The sequence below is a fragment of the Streptococcus sp. HMSC072D07 genome (assembly GCF_001814835.1).
Taxonomy (GTDB): domain Bacteria; phylum Bacillota; class Bacilli; order Lactobacillales; family Streptococcaceae; genus Streptococcus.
This window is the reverse complement of record NZ_KV818070.1, coordinates 78,237-97,586: the sequence shown is the minus strand read 5'-3', so window position 1 is coordinate 97,586 and position 19,350 is coordinate 78,237. Positions and strand designations below refer to the sequence as shown.

At 41.5% G+C, this 19,350-nt stretch carries 13 protein-coding genes; 8 read left to right on the top strand and 5 right to left on the bottom strand.

The features are described from left to right. Window positions 1-6,368 (bottom strand): YSIRK-type signal peptide-containing protein (locus tag HMPREF2991_RS10740; RefSeq protein ID WP_083312777.1); only part of this gene is annotated, 6,368 nt, incomplete at its 3' end. A 548-nt stretch (window positions 6,369-6,916) separates the two neighbouring features. Between HMPREF2991_RS10740 and HMPREF2991_RS07550 the strand changes: the two genes are divergently transcribed. Together HMPREF2991_RS07550 and HMPREF2991_RS07545 are read left to right on the top strand one after the other, a co-directional pair. After that, the gene (locus HMPREF2991_RS07550; RefSeq protein WP_070683785.1) at window positions 6,917-8,110 is read left to right on the top strand and encodes a ferredoxin reductase family protein; all 1,194 of its coding nucleotides are present in this window, start codon (window positions 6,917-6,919) and stop codon (window positions 8,108-8,110) included. Window positions 8,111-8,211: 101 nt separating this feature from the next. Then, complete coding sequence (locus tag HMPREF2991_RS07545; RefSeq protein WP_070683783.1) at window positions 8,212-8,841, top strand: MBL fold metallo-hydrolase; 630 nt, start codon at window positions 8,212-8,214, stop codon at window positions 8,839-8,841. Between the two features lie 38 nt (window positions 8,842-8,879). Here the strand turns inward: HMPREF2991_RS07545 and HMPREF2991_RS07540 are convergent, their stop codons facing one another. Beyond that, the gene (locus tag HMPREF2991_RS07540; RefSeq protein ID WP_070683781.1) at window positions 8,880-10,772 is read right to left on the bottom strand and encodes a M13 family metallopeptidase; all 1,893 of its coding nucleotides are present in this window, start codon (window positions 10,770-10,772) and stop codon (window positions 8,880-8,882) included. 179 nt (window positions 10,773-10,951) lie between these two features. On the opposite strand from HMPREF2991_RS07540, the gene HMPREF2991_RS07535 reads away from it, so the two are divergent. The 6 genes from HMPREF2991_RS07535 (at window position 10,952) to HMPREF2991_RS11260 (ending at window position 15,348) form a co-directional block, all read left to right on the top strand. After that, the gene (locus HMPREF2991_RS07535; protein WP_044021194.1) at window positions 10,952-11,674 is read left to right on the top strand and encodes a metal ABC transporter ATP-binding protein; all 723 of its coding nucleotides are present in this window, start codon (window positions 10,952-10,954) and stop codon (window positions 11,672-11,674) included. Continuing rightward, window positions 11,671-12,519 carry a metal ABC transporter permease gene (locus HMPREF2991_RS07530; protein ID WP_000634601.1) on the top strand — a complete coding sequence of 283 codons (849 nt, stop codon included), beginning with the start codon at window positions 11,671-11,673 and terminating at the stop codon, window positions 12,517-12,519. The genes HMPREF2991_RS07535 and HMPREF2991_RS07530 overlap by 4 nt, the downstream gene beginning before the upstream one ends. A 25-nt stretch (window positions 12,520-12,544) precedes the next feature. After that, window positions 12,545-13,477 (top strand): metal ABC transporter substrate-binding protein, encoded by a 933-nt coding sequence (locus HMPREF2991_RS07525; protein WP_070567974.1) that lies wholly within the window; start codon window positions 12,545-12,547, stop codon window positions 13,475-13,477. A 121-nt stretch (window positions 13,478-13,598) separates the two neighbouring features. Then, window positions 13,599-14,093 (top strand): thiol peroxidase, encoded by a 495-nt coding sequence (gene tpx, locus HMPREF2991_RS07520; protein ID WP_000206539.1) that lies wholly within the window; start codon window positions 13,599-13,601, stop codon window positions 14,091-14,093. A gap of 83 nt (window positions 14,094-14,176) precedes the next feature. Further along, the gene (locus tag HMPREF2991_RS07515) at window positions 14,177-14,827 is read left to right on the top strand and encodes a metal-dependent transcriptional regulator (RefSeq protein ID WP_070683779.1); all 651 of its coding nucleotides are present in this window, start codon (window positions 14,177-14,179) and stop codon (window positions 14,825-14,827) included. A gap of 107 nt (window positions 14,828-14,934) precedes the next feature. Beyond that, window positions 14,935-15,348, top strand: a complete 414-nt coding sequence (locus HMPREF2991_RS11260; protein ID WP_049519289.1) for a hypothetical protein — start codon at window positions 14,935-14,937, stop codon at window positions 15,346-15,348. A gap of 31 nt (window positions 15,349-15,379) precedes the next feature. Here the strand turns inward: HMPREF2991_RS11260 and dtd are convergent, their stop codons facing one another. From dtd to HMPREF2991_RS07495, 3 genes are all read right to left on the bottom strand, one after another. After that, window positions 15,380-15,823: a D-aminoacyl-tRNA deacylase gene (gene dtd / locus HMPREF2991_RS07505; protein ID WP_049519290.1), complete on the bottom strand. Its 444-nt coding sequence runs from the start codon at window positions 15,821-15,823 to the stop codon at window positions 15,380-15,382. Between the two features lie 29 nt (window positions 15,824-15,852). Beyond that, window positions 15,853-18,069, bottom strand: coding sequence for a RelA/SpoT family protein (locus tag HMPREF2991_RS07500; RefSeq protein ID WP_001123775.1), 2,217 nt, complete (start codon window positions 18,067-18,069; stop codon window positions 15,853-15,855). Window positions 18,070-18,208: 139 nt separating this feature from the next. Continuing rightward, a complete protein-coding gene (locus tag HMPREF2991_RS07495) occupies window positions 18,209-19,339 on the bottom strand; it encodes an ABC transporter ATP-binding protein (RefSeq protein ID WP_000229944.1) in 1,131 nt (376 codons plus the stop codon). Window positions 19,340-19,350: the final 11 nt, after the last annotated feature.

Here is a 19,350-nt window from a genome sequence, read left to right as displayed (position 1 = left end):
TTAGTCTCTACGAAGCGGTAGCCTGGAATATCCTTCTTAGGTTGTTCACCATCTTCGGTTGGATAACCTGGAATGTCATTCCCTTCCTTATCCTTGTGGCTAGTCTTAACCTTCTCATAAACGTGTTCTGTGTCACCGTTTGGAAGTTTCTTAGTCTCTACGAAGCGGTAACCTGGAATATCTTTCTTCGGTTGTTCACCGTCTTCGGTTGGATGTCCTGGAATTTCATTGCCTTCCTTATCCTTATGACTGGTCTTAACTTTTTCGTAGACATGTTCTGTGTCGCCATTTGGAAGTTTCTTAGTCTCTACGAAGCGGTATCCTGGGATATCTTTCTTAGGTTGCGAACCATCTTCACTTGGTGCTAGGATATTTCCTTTAGTATCAACAAATGAAGTATTCGGACGTACAGTAGGGATGTATTTAGCTGTAATTGGGGTTCCATTCTTATCAACACGTTTAACTGTTACTCCAGTTGCTCGACCTACAAATTCTGGCTCTGGTGTGAAAGTAACTTTTCCAGCTTCATCAATAGTATATGTACCCTCACCTGGTACCTTCTTCTCTGTTGTACCATCGTCAAAGGTCGGCTTAACTGTTTCATCAATTTCCACCGGAATTTCTTTACCATTGATTGTTACTTTTCCGCCTTCAAATGTTGGTGTTCCTGATTGAGGTTGTCCTTTCGGACCTTCTGATTCAGAATCTTTTGAAGTAGGTGTAACTGGGATAACAACTGGGGTATACTTAGCTGTAATTGGAGTTCCATTCTTATCAACACGCTTAACAGTCACACCTGTTGCTTGACCTGTAAATGTCTTCTCGGGAGTAAAGGTTACTTTTCCAGTTTCATCAATAGTATATGTACCTTCACCTGGAATTGTCTTCTCTGTTGTACCATCATCAAACGTTGGTTTGACTGTTTCATCAATTTCAACAGTTTTCTCAATACCATTAACTTTGACTTTTCCACCTTCAAATGTTGGTGTTCCTGATTGAGTTGCACCCTGAACATCTGTTGTAATAACATCCGAACTTGTTGGAGTTGCTGGTTTAACAACTGGAGTGTATTTAGCTTTTACAGGAGTTCCATTCTCATCTAAACGTTGAACTTCTACACCTGTTCCTTTTCCAGTAAATTGTGGTTCTGGCTTAAATTCTACCATACCATTATTTACAGTATAAGTTCCTTCGCCTGGAATGACAATTGGTTGATCTGTTGGTTTTCCTGTTTTTGGATCAATAAGTTCAAGACCCTTGGTTTCATCAATAGGAACAATTTTTTCCACTCCATTAACAGTAACCCTACCACCTAGGAATGTAGGCACTCCTTTTTGAGTTGCACCTTGAATGTCTTCTGTAACAGCATCAGTAGCTGTTGGAATTGCTGCCTTAACAACTGGAGTGTAGCTTGCTGTAACGGGGGTTCCATTCTTGTCTTCACGTAAAACTTCAACACCTGATGCTTGACCTGTAAAGGTTTTTTCAGGAACAAAGGTTACTGTTCCGTCCGGTGCTACAGTATAAGTACCTTCACCCGGAATAGTGATAGAATCCACAACATTTCCAGTTTTAGAATCAATCAATTTAGCTGGAACAGTGTCATTCATCTCAACAGTAACTTCTTTTCCATTGACAACTGCAGTTCCGCCTTGGAATTCTGGTTTTCCAGTTTGAGTTGCACCTTGAACATCTTCAGAAGTCGCAGGAACTCCAATAGGATTTACTGGGATAATTTGTGGCGTGTAAGTTGTCGTCACTTTAGTTCCATTTTCATCTTCTGCTCGCACAGTTGCTGGAGTAACCTTACCAGAATACAATTTATCCGTTGGACTAAAGGTTACCTTTCCAGTTGTTGGATCAATAGAGAATGTACCAATTTCAGTAGTCCCATCTTCAGCATAAGCTGGAGTTGTCTGACCTGCAGGAACTTCATTTCCTTCTTTATCAAGAAGTTTTACTGAACCTTGTTTAATTGGTGCAATTGCATCACCTTGAACAAATGTAGGAGTGCCTGTTTGTGTTGCTCCTTGAATATTTTCAGAAGTTGCTGGAGTTGCTGTTGGTGTAACTGGCGTAATCAATGGTGTGTAAGTTGTTTCAACCGAAATACCATTTTTATCTTTAGCCTGTACACGCACAGGTTGAACTTCACCACTATAAGTCTTATCAGTTGGGGTAAAGACTGCAACGGCTTGTTCACCAACTGTTTTCAGAGTATATGTACCAATAACATTTCCACTAGGGTCTTTAGCTGGAACAGATGTTGCTGGAGTTCCGGTTTCATCTAAAAGAGTGAAAGTAGCTGGGTCAATATCTACAGTCACCTGTTTACCATCCAGTGTAGTCGTACCACCATTGAATGTTACTGTACTTTCTTGAGTTGCTCCTTGGACATCAACTGACTTAGCAGGTTCTGCTGTTGGAGTAACACCTACAATATGTGGAGTATAAGTTGTCTTAACTTTTGTACCATTCTCATCTTCAGCCTGAACTGTTGCAGGTTGGACTTTGCCTTTGTAAGTCTTATCGGTTGGACTGAATGTTACAGTATTTGAAGTTGGGTCAATTGTATATTCCCCTACTTTGTTACCATTCTCATCCAAAGCATCTACTGAAGCTCCAGGTGCTACCGGAGTACCATTCTTATCAAGAAGAACAGCTGAGTTCGGCTTGATTGGAGCAACAGAGTGTCCTTCTTTGAATGCTACCGTTCCTGTTTGAGTAGCGCCTTGGATACCAGTTGATTCTGCAGGAGTTGCTGTTGGAGTAACTGGTGTAACAGTTGGAGTATAAGTTGCTGTCGCTGTAGCGGTAATAGGTCTTCCATCTTTATCTTGACCAAGAGTTGCTGTTAATGATACAGTCACTGGGGTTGCTGTACCTGTGAATGTTTTCAACGGAACAAATGTCACAACACCAGTTTCATTATTAATTGTGTATGTTCCTTGACCATCAATTGTTACTTGGTCAACTAACTTACCAGTGGTAGGATCTACCAACTTAGCAGGTGAAGTAGCACTTGGTGCCACAGGTGAGCCATCACCAACAGATGTAAAGGTTGGAGTACCTGTTTGAGTCGCTCCTTGAACATCTATGGATGTTACATTATGACCTTCAATCGTGTCTGTTACTGTGATGTGGTAAGTTGTTGTAGCGGTTGATGAGCCAGCCCCATGATCCACACCAGATTCAGTTCCACCTATTGTAGCATCTGTTGTGTAATTGCCATTACTATCAATAACGTCAACTGTTACTGTATAGACTCCCACTTCACTCAGTGTATAACCACTAGCAAGATTATAGTTGTTTGCATCTTGTTTAGTGTCATAAACCTTCTGAACTCCTGAGGGAGATGTTACTGTAATACGAGTAATGTAAGTTGTTTTTCCGTACTTAGTATCTTCTGCATCAGAGATTGTCACTGCAGCTTTTGCTTCATTACGAAGATCTACCGCAGTTCCTTTAGTAGAAGTATAATCTTGTGAGCTTGCAATTGGTTTCGTATTGACAACAGTCGCAACATCTGAGTTAGTTGCGATTGTTCCTCTAATGATTCCACCAAAACCTGATTTAGTATGAACTTCCCATGAATCATCACCCAACTTTTTAGCAGTAACTTCTGTTCCATCTGATGATGTCCATGTGTTTGAATGTTTGTCAAAAGTAATAGTTACTGACATACCATCGCCAGCTTGGTTAGTATTTTGAGAAACATATTCCGTCATTGGACGATCAGGAGTACTTACACTTGTTACATTTCCATCTTTATCAAGTTGACGAGTATATTCGTAAATGAAGAATTTCATACCGCCATCTAGTTTCGTTTCAGTGTATACTTGGCGTTTCGTCCAAGTTGTAGTCCCATCTCCATTTGCTGTTTTCACTTCGGCATAGTCAGCAGGAAGCTCCCAGTGACCAGATGTACTATTTAAAACTGCAGTGTGTTTTTGCCCATCAGTTCCATTCAATTCAACTCGATCACGTAAGAAAGTTCCCTTAACATTTTCAGCTGATGCTTCTACTTTGATATTATCAACACCAACTTTTGCAGTTGCCTCTGACGTGACTGGAATATTAAAGACGGTATTTGAATCTACAGCACCTAGTTCTTGATTTTCAGTAACCGCTGTATTGGTTGAACCACTATCTACAAGCCATTTACCATTAACGGCTTTCAAGTTTGTTACAGTTCCATCTGGCATTGTAACCTTAGCACTTGTAGCACCTTTCGAGATTTTAACAGGAACTGTTGTTGAATAGGTTTCAACGTTTTGAACTTCAACTTTAGGCTTAACAACTACAGTAATAGAACCGTGCGCCTCTTGACCTGACTGATTCCATGTCGTATTATTAGATAACTTATCATAATCTTTAGCAAATACTGAAACGGTATAGATACCTGCCTCTGTCACCTTACCTCCAATGACAGCATTACCCATGTTGGTTCCAGTAGCTTTTTGCTCTTCAGCAGTACTGTTTGTTACAGTATAGTTTGTGCCAGGAATCAACACTTTAGAATCATCTAATTCTGCTCCTATAGTGTTGTAGCCTGAGACACCTGTGACTGCTTTAGAAGAATTTTGACGAACTTTAACTACTTTGCCTTCAGCAGTTGTATAGTCATAGTTTCCTGCTGAATTGCCAGGTATCGCACTAGCTCCCGAAGAATCATGAAAACGAAGATTGATATTCGCATCATCACCAACAGTTCTATCATAACGAGCTGAATCTGACTGAATTGCAGGAGGTGTGCTATCTTGCCAACCTACCCAACCAGCACGTAGATTCTGAATTTGGAAGGTGACAGTCCGCCCATCTGTATTCGTTGCAGTAATATTGAATCGTAAGTCATACACTCCATTTTCAATACCAGCAATTACTTTACCTTGAATGGTATCTGTCGCCTCATCATAAGCAACACCTGGTACAAGGTTAGTTGGTGTTACAGAGGTAAGACTCCAACCAGCTTGCTTAGCTTTTTCTGTAACTGCAATACGATCTTTCAAACCTTTAATATAAACTCTGTCAACTCCTTGTTCATACCCATAGCCATAAATTTCTGTAGCTAGGTATTCATAACCACCGTTAGCAGAGTATATTGACGTCGCAGCGTTTGAAATTCTTGACCCATCCGCACGAAGTTTGTTTCTCCAAAGAGGGGCTTCTTCTGCTAATTTTTTAGCGGCATCAGGGGTTAATGGATAGTCTACACGTCCTTTGTTGTTATGACCAGTTTTTCCACCCTGTTCTGTATGCATCCCATTTCCAGCATTTGTATCATTACCAACCCGCTGATTAGAATAGACTTCTATCTCTAACCCTGTAGCATCAGTACCCGTAATTAATTTAATTTCTTGTACTGGAATTGTATAGGTATCTTTACCAGTATGATTTGCAGCGTTTGTTTCCGATGCATGAGTTGTGTTAGAACCCTCTTCAGCATAGAAATCTTGAGCAGCCAAAGCTACTCCGAAGTTTCCATCTTTTCCGATTCCTGCTTTTTTTAGTTCATTATATACTGCAAGAATTGACTCGTTCAAACGTGACAATTGTTCATTGCCTTGTCTAGCTGTAACGCTATCCGTAACTAACACTTTTTTAGCTTCCGCAATAACTTCTTTATTATTAGCTATCGCCGCCTCAATTGCCGCTTTGTTTTCAGCCTCAAGCTGATTTTTCCGGATTGCTTCAGTTGCTAAAACATTGGTTACCTCAGCTTCAGAGGTAACTTGTTCTAAGACTTTTTTAGCTTCTTGGACTGGTTTGACAGTTTCTTCTGCTTCTTTTGTTTCTTTTGTTTCTTCTGCTTTTTCTGCTTTTTCTGTAGCAGTGGTCGCCACTGGTTTGACTGCTGTAGTTGTTGCTGTTTCCTCAACTTGTTTCCCAGCTTCGTCTGACTCAACTACAACTGTAATCAAAGCTTCAACTTTAGCATGCTCTGCATCGATATCAGCCTGTTTTGCAGTTTCGTTTGCAAGAACTGCCTTTGCCGCAGTCAATACTTCATTTGCAGTAGCTATCGCTGTTGCATCAGCTTTCTTTGCAGATGCAATCTTCGCTTCTAACTCAACTACTTTTTTAGTCAGAGCAGTCTTATCAACTTTTTTAGTCTCTACTACTTTTTCTGACGCCTTAGCTTCAGATTTCTCCGCCGTTATAGTTGACTCAGACTCCTTTGTTGCTACTGGTGTTGTCGTTGCCACTGTTGCATCTGCACCTTGTACTTCCGCTGCCGATACCGCACCATTACCTAGGAACATCATCAAACCGGCCGCAATTGCTACTGATGCCGCTCCAAAACTATACTTTCGAATCCCATATCGAATGTATTTCTCCGTTCTAAACCCCTGTTGCTTACTCTTCATAAGATACACAACCTCCCTATTTTTATTATGTCGATATTGAAATATAGAAAAAACGAAATTTCTTCCCTACTCGAAAAATGGTCCTTAAATTTCATTATTCTAAAAGGATTATATCCTCGTATTCAATATGCATATTCATACTAACACTTTTTCCTATCTTTTTCAACAAATTTTATAATTTTATTTTAGAAAAATACAAAAATAATTTAATGGTAAATACTTTAAAAAACCAATATTCATGTAGGTTTACAGCGTGTAAATTCCCGGAACCATTTATCTTATAATTAAATAAAATACACTTTAATGTATCAATTTATTTTTTAGAGTCTTGTAGAAGTTAAATTTTTCCAAGCCTTACATTGTTATAACAAAAAATTTTCTATAAGAAGTGCATAAATTTAACAGTATATTTCTTAGCCATTATTTATAGATTATCATGAAGATTTGACTTAGAGGCCTAGAACCTTGACTAGAGATTCTTTTTTTGTTAAAATGTAACAAATATTATTACATCTAATATAAGATAAATCCATGAAAGGAATTCTACTATGAAATCATTAAAAGGTATTTTATTTATCGGACTTAGTATGCTTCTGACTATTCTAGCTTGGCTCAGTTCAGGCGCTAATCAGTTTCTAATCCCTGGTTTAGCTCTCACTACCCTCTCACTTACTTTTATACTAGCTAGCCGTTTACCCTTGCTTGAGGCTTGGTTTAACGGACTTGAAAAGATGTATCTAGCTCATAAATTCACGGCGTTTCTATCCATACTCCTACTAACCCTACACAACTTTAGCATGGGTGGTCTCTGGGGTTCGCATTTGGCCGCCCAGTTTGGAAATATTGCTATCTATATCTTTATCAGCATCATTCTGGTTGCCTATCTGGGACAATATATCCAGTATGAAGCATGGAGATGGATTCATCGATTGGTTTATCTAGCCTATATCTTTGGCCTTTTTCATGTTTTGATGATCATGGGAAATCGTCTCCTCTCCTTTAGTTTCCTAGGTTTTATCTTTGGAATCTATGCTCTTTTAGGCTTGCTTGCAGGTTTTTATATTATTTTCCTTTATCAAAAGGTCGGTTTCACCTATCTTGGAAAAATCGTAGGAATCAAACGACTCAACCACGATACGACTGAAATTGAAATAGAGCTCAGTCATCCTTTCACCTACGAATATGGACAATTTGCCTTTCTAAAAATTTTCCAAAAAGGTTTTGAGACTGCTCCACACCCTTTCTCCATCTCTGGAGGACAAGGACGAACTCTTTATTTTACGATAAAAAACTCCGGTGACCACACCAAGAATATCTATGACAATCTTCAAGTTGGTAGCAAGGTTGCAGTTGATCGCGCCTATGGGCATATGACTATGGAACATGGTCCAAAACAGCAAATCTGGATCGCAGGTGGAATTGGAATGACACCTTTCATCTCTTATATCCGGGAGCATCCTATCCTAGACAGGAACGTTCGTTTCTACTATAGTTTCCGTGGGGAGGAAAATGCTGTCTACTTAGATTTACTTCGTGACTACGCCCGTCAAAATGCTAACTTTGACCTGCAGCTAGTCTATGGCAATGAAAAAGGATACCTGACTTTGGATCAAGAAGAAATCCCTGACCAGACTACAGTCTATATGTGTGGACCTCTTCCTATGATGAAGACCCTTGCCAAGCAAATCAAGAAAAAGAATCCCAAAGCAAAACTCATTTACGAAGGTTTCAAGTTTAAATAAGATCATTGTCCCTCTAACACAAAAGAGGGACTTTCTTTTCACTTTATTTCCCTCTTCTGTGCTATACTTAGTTTAGTACATTCTTTGAGATTGGAGCCAGTATGAAAATCCATAAAACCGTGAATCCCATTGCCTATGAAAACACTTATTATCTGGAAGGGGACCAACACCTGATTGTGGTTGACCCAGGTAGCCATTGGGAAGCTATTCGCAAGACTATTGAGAAAATCAACAAACCCGTCTGTGCGATTCTCCTGACCCACACCCACTACGACCATATTATGAGTCTGGACTTGGTTCGTGAAACTTTTGGAAATCCTTCAGTTTATGTAGCAGAGAGCGAAGCTAGCTGGCTTTACACTCCAGTCGATAATCTCTCTGGTCTCCCTCGTCACGATGATATGGCAGACGTGGTCGCAAAACCAGCAGAACACACCTTTACCTTTCATGAGGAATACCAGCTTGAGGAATTTCGTTTTACAGTTCTACCGACCCCAGGGCACTCTATTGGCGGCGTTTCCCTGGTCTTTCCTGATGCTCATCTAGTCTTGACGGGAGATGCTCTATTCCGAGAAACCATCGGACGGACCGACCTTCCTACAGGTAGCACGGAACAACTCCTCCATAGCATTCAGACGCAACTCTTTACTCTTCCTAACTACGATGTCTATCCTGGGCATGGTCCAGCTACGACTATCGCTCACGAAAAGACTTTTAATCCCTTTTTCTAGCAAGCAAAAAACCAAGGAAAATTTCCTTGGTTTTTGTCTTACCAAATAATCACACGGTCCTCTGGTGAACGCCACATACCATCGCCTTCTTTGACATCGTATGTTGTAAAGAAGTCATCGAAGTTTGGTACTTGGACATTAACACGGAGTTTGGCAGGCGCGTGCACATCGACACTGGCCATGAGTTTCATCAACTCAGGACGGCCTTTCATGCGCCAGATACGAGCAAAGTTGTGGAAGAATTCTTCAGCTGAGAAGTCTGGTTCTCTCTTAGCAGCTTCAAGTGCTGCAGCAATTCCTCCCAAGTCAGCAACGTTTTCAGACACGGTTAGTTTCCCGTTGATTCTTGCACCGTAAGATTCTTGGCCATCAAACTGGTCGATAACCTTCTGTGTTTTTTCTTTAAAGGCTGCATAATCGCTCTCTGTCCACCAATCCTTAAGACTACCATTTTCATCAAAGGAAGCCCCATTTGTATCAAATGCGTGAGAAATTTCATGGGCAATAACCGCTCCGATACCACCATAGTTGGCAGAAGATGACTGATGCAAGTCATAGAATGGAGCCTGTAAGATAGCAGCTGGGAAGACAATCAAGTTCTTTTGTGGATTGTAGTAGGCATTGACCATATGAGCAGGCATTCCCCATTCCTTGTAATCAACAGGCTGATTCCACTTGCTCCAGCTGTGCTTGATTTCCACACGCGCAAAGGCTAGGGCATTCTCAAAGAGACTGACAGTTTCGTCCACTACCTTGTCCTTATAGCGTTCTGGCAATTCCTCTGGATAACCGATATAAGGCTTGATGACATTGAGTTTGACGATGGCTTTTTCTCGAGTTTCAGGAGTCAACCAGTCATTTTTAGCCAAACGTTCCTTATAAACATCAATCATGGTCGCCACTTTTTTCTCTACGTCCGCCTTAGCTTCTGGAGAGAATTTTTCGTGGGCATACCAAAGACCGAGAGCTTGTTTAAAGGGACCTTGGGCCAAGTGATAGGCTGCCTTGACCTTGTCCTGAGCTTCTGGAACACCTGAAAGGGCACGTCCATAGGCACCTGATAGGACACGAATCTCGTCTGTGAGATAGCTGGTTGAAAGATTGACCACAGCCAAAATCAAGGTTGCCTTAAGCAAAGGCCACGCTTCTTCACTATAAAATTGGTCTGCTGCTTGCCAGAAACGTTCCTCATCTACGATAACCTTATCTGGAGTTTGTCCAAGAACTGCTTGGAAGAAATCATCCAAAGGTAGGGCAGGGGCAAATTTCTTGAAATCTTCATAAGCGTATGGATGGTAGAGTTTGGCATATTCTGAACTTTCTTCGTTTGAAAGAACCACTGCTGCGATACGACGGTCCAATTCCAATCTCTTCTCTAGTAAGTCTTCGATTTCCTCATCTGAAAAATCATAGGCTTTGAGAAGATTTGCGCTACTTTCCTTCCAAAGCGTCAAGAGCTCCTCACGTTGAGGATGGTCTTCAGCATAGTAGGTTGTATCTGGCAAGATAGTTCCTGGTGCACTTGCCCAGAGAACATTGGTTCTGGCATCCATAAAGTCTGGTGATACTCCAAATGGAAGGAAGTTTGGTTTACCTGCTAGTTCAAACGCTGCTAGTTTGCTGGTAAAATCTGCAAAGCTCTCCAAATCTTGGTATTCCTTGAGCAGAGGAAGGACAGGCTTGATTCCATCTGCATCCCTCTTATCAAAATCACGTACCATACGATGGTACTTAACAAAATTTGCGAGGATAGCGTCCTCTGGAACATCTTCGCCTTCCAACCACTTGTCCGTAGTTGCCAGCATTAACTCTTCAATTTCCTCATCAAGGTCAATAAAGCCACCTGTTCGAGATTTGTCAGCTGGAATAACAGCTGTTTTTTCCCATTCTCCATTGATTGCATCATAAAAATCGTCTTGATAACGTGTCATCTTGTTCTCGCTTTCATTTTTTCACTTATTCTTAGCTTAGCAAAAATCCCTGGGGAATGCAATTAAAAATGGTCTCTCTTTTTTCTTCATTTTTCAGTTATTATTTTAAATTTTTTAAAAATTAACTTGACTTAATTTTTTTTTTAATGTATATTAAAAGACAGGAGGAAAATAACTGTATGATACGTATCGAAAACCTCAGTGTCTCCTACAAAGAAACGTTGGCACTAAAGGATATTTCACTAGTGCTCCAAGGACCAACGATTACCGGAATTATTGGTCCAAACGGTGCTGGAAAATCAACTTTATTAAAAAGTATGTTGGGAATTATCCCACACGAAGGTCAGGCCTTTCTCGATGACAAAGAAGTCAAGAAATCTTTACATCGAGTTGCCTATGTCGAGCAAAAAATCCATATCGACTACAATTTCCCTATCAAGGTCAAGGAATGTGTCTCACTGGGACTCTATCCATCTATCCCGCTCTTCCACACTTTAAAGGCCAGCCACTGGAAAAAAGTGGCGGATGCACTTGAAATCGTTGGACTCTCAGACTATGCTGATCGCCAAATCAGTCAGCTCTCTGGAGGACAATTCCAACGTGTTTTGATTGCCCGCTGCTTAGTGCAGGAAGCTGACTACATCTTTTTAGATGAGCCTTTTGTCGGGATTGACTCGATCAGTGAAGAGATTATCATGAATACACTGAGAGACCTTAAAAAAGCTGGTAAAACAGTTCTCATCGTCCATCATGACCTCAGCAAAGTCCCTCATTATTTCGACCAAGTTATGCTTCTCAATCGAGAATTGGTTGCTATTGGTTCAACTGAAGAAACCTTTACCGAAGTCAATCTCAAAAAAGCTTATGGTAGTAAGCTCTTCTTTAATGGAGGTGACCTATGATAGTAGAATTTATCGATGGATTGCAACATTTCCATTTCCTACAAAATGCCCTGATAACAGCTATAGTCATCGGGGTGGTTGCTGGAGCCGTGGGATGTTTTATCATCTTACGTGGAATGTCTCTCATGGGGGATGCCATCTCTCACGCAGTTTTGCCCGGCGTAGCCCTTTCCTTTATCTTGGGAATTGATTTCTTTATCGGAGCGATCATCTTTGGCTTGATGGCTTCCATCATCATTACCTACATCAAGGGCAACTCTATCATCAAGAGTGACACTGCCATTGGTATTACCTTTTCATCTTTCTTAGCCTTAGGTGTCATCTTGATTAGTGTTGCCAAGAGTTCGACAGACCTCTTCCATATCCTTTTTGGGAATATCCTCGCTGTCCAAGATACGGACATGTGGATCACCATTGGTGTGGGGGCATTGATTCTCTTGATTATCGGGATTTTCTTTAAACAACTATTGATTACATCCTTTGACGAACTCCTGGCTAAAGCCATGGGAATGCCCGTCAATTTCTACCACTATCTGCTCATGGTACTCTTGACCCTTGTGTCAGTCACTGCCATGCAAAGTGTTGGAACGATTCTTATCGTGGCCATGTTGATCACCCCAGCTGCGACGGCTTACCTTTATGCTAATAGCCTAAAGAGCATGATTTTTCTTTCATCAACCCTAGGGGCAACCGCTTCTGTTTTGGGACTCTTTATCGGCTATAGCTTCAACCTCGCAGCAGGATCCAGCATCGTGCTCACATCTGCCAGCTTCTTTTTAATCAGTTTCTTTATCTCTCCAAAGCAACGATACTTGAAACTAAAAAATAAAAAAATCAATAAATAAGGGGAAACCCTTCTGGAGGAATCTAATGAAAAAATTAGGTACATTGCTCGTTCTTTTTCTTTCTATCATTGGATTAGCTGCCTGTGCTAGTGGGAAAAAAGATACAGCATCTACAAACCAAAAACTAAAGGTTGTAGCGACTAACTCTATCATTGCTGATATTACTAAAAATATCGCTGGTGACAAGATTGATCTTCATAGTATCGTTCCTGTTGGTCAAGACCCACACGAGTACGAACCACTTCCTGAAGACGTAAAGAAAACTTCTGAGGCTGACCTCATTTTCTATAACGGTATCAACCTTGAAACAGGTGGCAATGCTTGGTTTACCAAATTGGTCGAAAATGCCAAGAAAACTGAAAACAAAGACTACTATGCAGTTAGTGACGGCGTAGATATCATCTACCTTGAAGGTCAAAACGAGAAAGGCAAAGAAGACCCACACGCTTGGCTCAACCTTGAAAATGGGATAATTTATGCTAAAAATATCGCTAAACAGTTGATTGCAAAAGACCCTAGCAACAAGGAATTCTACGAAAAAAATCTCAAAGACTATACTGAAAAGCTAGACAAACTGGACAAGGAAGCTAAAGAGAAATTTAACAATATCCCTGCTGAGAAAAAACTCATTGTAACCAGCGAAGGATGCTTCAAATACTTCTCTAAAGCTTACGAAGTTCCAAGTGCCTACATCTGGGAAATCAACACAGAAGAAGAAGGAACACCTGAACAAATCAAGACCTTGGTTGAAAAACTTCGCCAAACAAAAGTTCCATCACTCTTTGTTGAATCAAGTGTCGATGACCGTCCAATGAAGACTGTTTCACAAGACACAAACATCCCAATCTACGCACAAATCTTTACTGACTCAATTGCTGAAGAAGGGAAAGAAGGCGACAGCTACTACAGCATGATGAAATACAACCTTGACAAGATCGCTGAAGGTTTGTCTAAGTAATCCATTAAAAACGTCGTTCTCACATGAACAGGCGTTTTTTATCTCTTAATTTCCAGTCAAATCATTGGAAAAATCTGACAATTCTCGGTAAAATAAAAGAAAAAAAGAATGGAGTAGTTTCATGACCACTTTTCTCGGAAATCCTGTAACTTTTACAGGTAAACAACTGCAAGTCGGAGACAAGGCACTTGACTTTTCTCTTACGACAACCGATCTCTCTAAAAAAACGCTAGCTGACTTTGATGGGAAGAAAAAAGTCTTGAGTGTTGTCCCTTCTATCGATACTGGTATCTGCTCAACGCAAACACGTCGATTCAACCAAGAACTAGCTAACCTTGACAATACCGTCGTTCTTACTGTTTCTATGGACCTACCATTTGCCCAAGGACGCTGGTGCGGGGCTGAAGGCCTTGACAATGCCATCATGCTTTCAGACTATTTTGACCATTCTTTCGGGCGCGATTATGCCCTCTTGATCAACGAATGGCATCTCCTTGCACGTGCTGTCTTTGTTCTCGATACTGACAATGTCATCCGTTACGTAGAATACGTTGACAACATCAACACGGAACCAGACTTTGAAGCTGCTATTGCTGCAGTGAAAGAACTGGACTAAAATCAAAGCCATTAGGGCAGAAGGCTAGAGAAATCTAGCTTTTTTTGATATACTAGATGGAGAGAAAAGACAAGAGGAAACGAATGACGCCAAATAAAGAAGACTACCTAAAATGTATTTATGAAATCGGTACGGAGATGCAGAAAATCACCAATAAGGAAATTGCTCCCCGTATGCAAGTCTCTCCACCTGCCGTAACAGAGATGATCAAACGCATGAAAAGTGAAAATCTCATCCTCAAGGATAAGGAGAATGGCTATCTATTGACAGATATTGGGCTCAAACTAGTCTCCGAACTCTATCGCAAACACCGGTTGATTGAGGTCTTTCTAGTTCACCATCTCGACTATACCAGTGACCAGATCCATGAGGAAGCTGAGGTCCTAGAGCACACTGTATCTGACCTCTTCGTAGAGAGACTGGATAAACTACTGGGCTTCCCTAAAACCTGCCCCCACGGAGGAACCATCCCAGCTAAGGGAGAGCTCCTGATCGAAATCAACAACCTACCTCTAGCAGATACCAAAGAAGCCGGTACCTATCTCCTGACTCGGGTTCACGATAGCTTTGATCTGCTCAAATACTTAGAAAAGCATGAAATTCATATCGGTGACCAAGTCCAAGTCAAGCAGTTTGATAATTTTTCCAATACCTTTACACTGGTCAACAAAGGTGAAGACCTCCAAGTTAGTATGGATATCGCCAAACAACTCTATGTCGAAAAAATCAACTAAGCCCTTATCCTTGAAAGAAGTTCATTTCAGGGATTTTTTGTCATTTTAGTTGTAAGTCCCATTCATTTGGTGTAGAATGAAGCTAGATAAAAGAGGGAGGTCATCTTATGAAAAAGCTCTTTAGAATCCATTTTGTAGCCATTGTACTCTGCGATTTGCTACTGTTGGTAACTTTCAGACCCCGATACGAACTTTCTTTGGAGAGAGGTCTGATTTTTTGCTTCATTTTCATCCTTACTCAGGGACTACTGCTGTCTCGCTTAGTCTTCCGACTCAAAAAACAGTTCTCTGAGATTTATCCTCAGATGAACAAAAAAATTCGCTTCTACTATTTAGGAGTGCTCATCAGCGATTTTCTATTATTTGTCTTTTTATCCATCACTGGCCCTCAATATTTCTACTCTCTTACTCCAGTCTTTACTTCCTGTCATTCTACTTTATACTATATAACGGCTAGCCACCTAAGAGAAAACTATCCCGACTTTTACAACAAACACATCACCTTCTGGGAGTGTCTATAAACAAAAACCAAGCCAGCTGGGCTTGGTTTTCTTATCTATTTTTAGTATCAAGAATGATGGTAACTGGCCCATCATTGACTAGCTCCACCTGCATATCCGCTCCAAAGATGCCTGTCTGAACGGGCACTTCCTGAGCTAGCTTTTGGTTGAAAGCCTCATAGAAGGCAGCTGCCATATCCGGCTCGGCTGCTCCTGTATAGGCGGGGCGATTGCCTTTCTTGGTATCCGCAAAGAGGGTAAACTGAGAAATAGAAAGGAATTCCCCTTCAATATCCTTGACAGACAGATTCATCTTGCCTTCTGCATCAGAAAAAATCCGCATATTGACAAGCTTTCTCACAGAATAGTCCAGATCTTCCTCTTGGTCCTCTGGCCCAACACCGACCAGTAATAAGAGTCCCTGATTAATTTTTCCATGAACCTGACCTTCGATACTGACTCGGGCTTTCTTGACTCGTTGAATGATGATTTTCATAATAGCCTTTCTGGTAACTGAAGAGAGAATTAACCGTTGGTCCGTTTGACAGAGTAAACCTCTGGCACACTCTTAATCTTGTCCACGACTGTGGTCAGTGTAGAGAGGTTGGAAATACCAAATGAGACATGGATATTAGCAAATTTCATATCCTTGGTTGGTTGAGCATTAACGGTTGAGATATTTTTGGTCGTGTTGGAGAGAACTTGTAAAACATCGTTCAAAAGCCCTGTACGGTTGAGACCATAGATATCGATGTGGGCAGTGTATTCCTTGCTTGAGAATTGATCTTCCCACTCCACATCAAGGAGACGTTGCTCGTAGTTTTCTTGGGCACGGAGATTCATACAGTCCACACGGTGAATAGCCACACCGCGTCCCTTAGTAATGTAGCCGACAATGTCGTCACCCGGCACTGGATTGCAACACTTGGCAATCCGAACTAGGAGACCTGAAGCACCTTCAATGACCACGCCACCCTCATGCTTAACCTTGAGGGTTTCTTTGTTCTCAACCTTAACTTCGCCACCTTTGACAAGCTCTTCTGCTTCCGCCTTGGCCTTAGCGCGTTCTTCCTCGCGGCGTTCCTTTTCGGTCAAACGGTTAAAGACGGTAATAGCGCCAATTTCTCCAAAACCAATGGCTGCATAGAGGGCTTCCTCTGTCTTGTAGCTGGTCTTTTGAAGAACCTCGTCCATGTGACGCTTGTCCATGAATTTATTGGCTACATAGCCGTTTTCTTGGAATTGGGCCATCAACATTTCACGGCCCTTGTTAACGGATAATTCCTTGTCTTGATTTTTAAAGAACTGACGAATCTTGTTGCGCGCCTTGCTGGTCTTGACCATGTTGAGCCAGTCACGACTCGGACCAAAGGAGTTGGGATTGGTGATAATTTCAACCTGATCCCCTGTCTTGAGCTTGGTTGTCAGCGGAACCATACGGCCATTGACCTTGGCACCAGTCGCTTTTTCACCGACTTTGGTATGGATTTCATAGGCAAAGTCAATCGGTCCCGAATCTTTTGGAAGGGAGCGAACCGCACCATCTGGAGTAAAGACGTAAATCTCCTCCGCCAGATAGTTTTCTTTAACAGAGTCCACAAATTCCTTGGCATCATCAGCCTGGTCTTGGAGCTCCATCATCTCCTTGATCCAGTTCATCCCAATAGCAGATTCCTTGCTGTTGACCTGCCCTTTAATGCCTTTCTTATAAGCCCAGTGAGCCGCAACCCCGTACTCAGCCACTTCGTGCATTTCTTTAGTACGAATCTGGAATTCAATCGGCCCTTTTGGCCCATAAACAGTTGTATGGATAGACTGGTAACCGTTGGCCTTACGATTGGCGATATAGTCTTTGAAGCGGCCTGGCATAGGTTTCCAAAGTTCATGCACATAACCCAGCATGGCATAGACATCACTCTGGGTATCTAAGATACAGCGAATGGCAATCAGGTCATAAATTTCCTCAAAGCGTTTCTTCTTATCCTGCATCTTGCGGTAGATCGAATAGATATGCTTAGGACGACCATAGATTTTCCCTTTGAGATTGCGTTCGGTAGCATAGTCCTCCAACTTGGTTACGACTTCATCGACCAAAGCCTCACGTTCTCTGCGTTTTTCCTTCATCATGTGGGTGATCTTGTAAAACTCAGTTGGATTGAGGTAACGGAAAGATAGATCTTCCAACTCCCACTTGACACTGGAAATCCCTAGACGATGAGCAAGTGGTGCATAAATTTCCATGGTTTCTCTGGAGATCCGTTCTTGCTTATCCTTTCGAAGGTGTTTGAGAGTCCGCATATTGTGCAAACGGTCCGATAATTTAACCAAGATAACACGGATATCCTCAGACATGGCCATAAGCATCTTGCGATGATTTTCAGCCAATTGTTCCTCAAGTGATTTGTACTCAACCTTACCAAGTTTGGTCACCCCATCAACGATAATCCGAACATCATGACCGAACTCTCTCTCCAAATCATCCAGTGTCGCATCTGTGTCTTCAACCACGTCATGCAAAAAACCACAGGCAACGGTTACGGCATCCAGCTTGAGCTTAGCCAGAATTCCTGCAACCTGAATGGGATGGATAATATAGGGCTCACCTGATTTCCGAAACTGCCCACTATGACAATCAACTGCGTAAATCAATGCTTTTTGTACAAAAGCAACGTCTTCCTTTGTTAAATATTCTTTCGTTAAAGCGACTACCTGATCGCCCGTCAAATTCACTTCTTTCGGCATCTATACTCTCCAATTCTTCCTACCATTTTATCACTTTTTTAAGGATATGAAAACTAGAAAAGCTCTGTTTTTATGCCAATACCAATCATTAAAAAAACACTGCCAGATTTCTCTAGCAGTGTTTTGACATTTCATTTGCTTAGTAGACTGTTTTTTCAGTTTCTACATCGAAGAAGTGTGCTTTGTTCAAGTCAAATCCAAGTTCAACTGTTGCACCTGTTTGCAAGTAGTCACGAGCATCCACTTTGGCAACAAATTCGTCTTTACCAACTTGGCAGTATAGGTGAGATTCTGAACCAAGCAATTCTGATACGGAGATCGTAGCTTTGACAACTGATTCTGGGAATGTTTCAAGGAAAGCAGGTTCTGCATTCACATCTTCTGGACGAATACCGAAGATCAATTCTTTTCCTTCGTAGCCTTTGTCACGAAGAACTTTCAAAGCACCTTCTGGCACTTTCAAACGGAAACCGTCAGAAACAATTTCGCTACCGACCAATTTCACATTGATGAAGTTCATAGCTGGGCTTCCGATAAATCCTGCTACAAATTTGTTAACTGGGTTTTTGTAAACTTCTTGAGGGGTACCGATTTGTTCAACACGTCCGATAGTACCTGTACCAGCAGGGTTCTTAGTAGCTGACATGATAACGATACGGTCTGCCAATGTCATCGCTTCTGTTTGGTCGTGAGTTACGTAGATGGTTGTAGCACCGATACGACGGTGGATTTTCGCAATTTCAGCACGCATAGATACACGAAGTTTGGCATCCAAGTTTGACAAAGGTTCGTCCATCAAGAACACTTTTGCATCACGGACGATGGCACGACCCATGGCAACACGTTGACGTTGACCACCTGAAAGGTCAGCAGGTTTACGATCCAAGAATTCTTTCAAACCAAGGATTGCTGCCGCTTCTTGCACACGTTTGTCGATGTCTTCTTTGCTGTATTTGCGCAATTTCAAACCGAAAGCCATGTTGTCATATACAGTCATGTGTGGGTAAAGAGCGTAGTTTTGGAATACCATGGCAATGTCACGGTCTTTTGGAGCTACGTCGTTAACAACCACGCCATCGATAGATGCAGTACCTTCTGTAATGTCTTCAAGACCAGCAATCATACGAAGAGTTGTTGATTTACCACATCCTGAAGGACCTACGAAAACGATAAATTCTTTGTCTTTGATGTCCAAGTTGAAGTCTTCAACTGAATAGTGTTCGCTGTTTGGATATTTTTTGTAAATATTTTTAAGATTTAATTCTACCATCGAGGTGAACT

What these genes read in the sequence shown, in the direction of transcription:
- HMPREF2991_RS07550 (WP_070683785.1), top strand. Translation starts at nt 6,917, where the DNA reads ATGAAATCATTAAAAGGTATTTTATTTATCGGACTTAGTATGCTTCTG.
- HMPREF2991_RS07545 (WP_070683783.1), top strand. Translation starts at nt 8,212, where the DNA reads ATGAAAATCCATAAAACCGTGAATCCCATTGCCTATGAAAACACTTAT.
- HMPREF2991_RS07540 (WP_070683781.1), bottom strand. Translation starts at nt 10,772, where the DNA reads ATGACACGTTATCAAGACGATTTTTATGATGCAATCAATGGAGAATGG.
- HMPREF2991_RS07535 (WP_044021194.1), top strand. Translation starts at nt 10,952, where the DNA reads ATGATACGTATCGAAAACCTCAGTGTCTCCTACAAAGAAACGTTGGCA.
- HMPREF2991_RS07530 (WP_000634601.1), top strand. Translation starts at nt 11,671, where the DNA reads ATGATAGTAGAATTTATCGATGGATTGCAACATTTCCATTTCCTACAA.
- HMPREF2991_RS07525 (WP_070567974.1), top strand. Translation starts at nt 12,545, where the DNA reads ATGAAAAAATTAGGTACATTGCTCGTTCTTTTTCTTTCTATCATTGGA.
- tpx (WP_000206539.1), top strand. Translation starts at nt 13,599, where the DNA reads ATGACCACTTTTCTCGGAAATCCTGTAACTTTTACAGGTAAACAACTG.
- HMPREF2991_RS07515 (WP_070683779.1), top strand. Translation starts at nt 14,177, where the DNA reads ATGACGCCAAATAAAGAAGACTACCTAAAATGTATTTATGAAATCGGT.
- HMPREF2991_RS11260 (WP_049519289.1), top strand. Translation starts at nt 14,935, where the DNA reads ATGAAAAAGCTCTTTAGAATCCATTTTGTAGCCATTGTACTCTGCGAT.
- dtd (WP_049519290.1), bottom strand. Translation starts at nt 15,823, where the DNA reads ATGAAAATCATCATTCAACGAGTCAAGAAAGCCCGAGTCAGTATCGAA.
- HMPREF2991_RS07500 (WP_001123775.1), bottom strand. Translation starts at nt 18,069, where the DNA reads ATGCCGAAAGAAGTGAATTTGACGGGCGATCAGGTAGTCGCTTTAACG.
- HMPREF2991_RS07495 (WP_000229944.1), bottom strand. Translation starts at nt 19,339, where the DNA reads ATGGTAGAATTAAATCTTAAAAATATTTACAAAAAATATCCAAACAGC.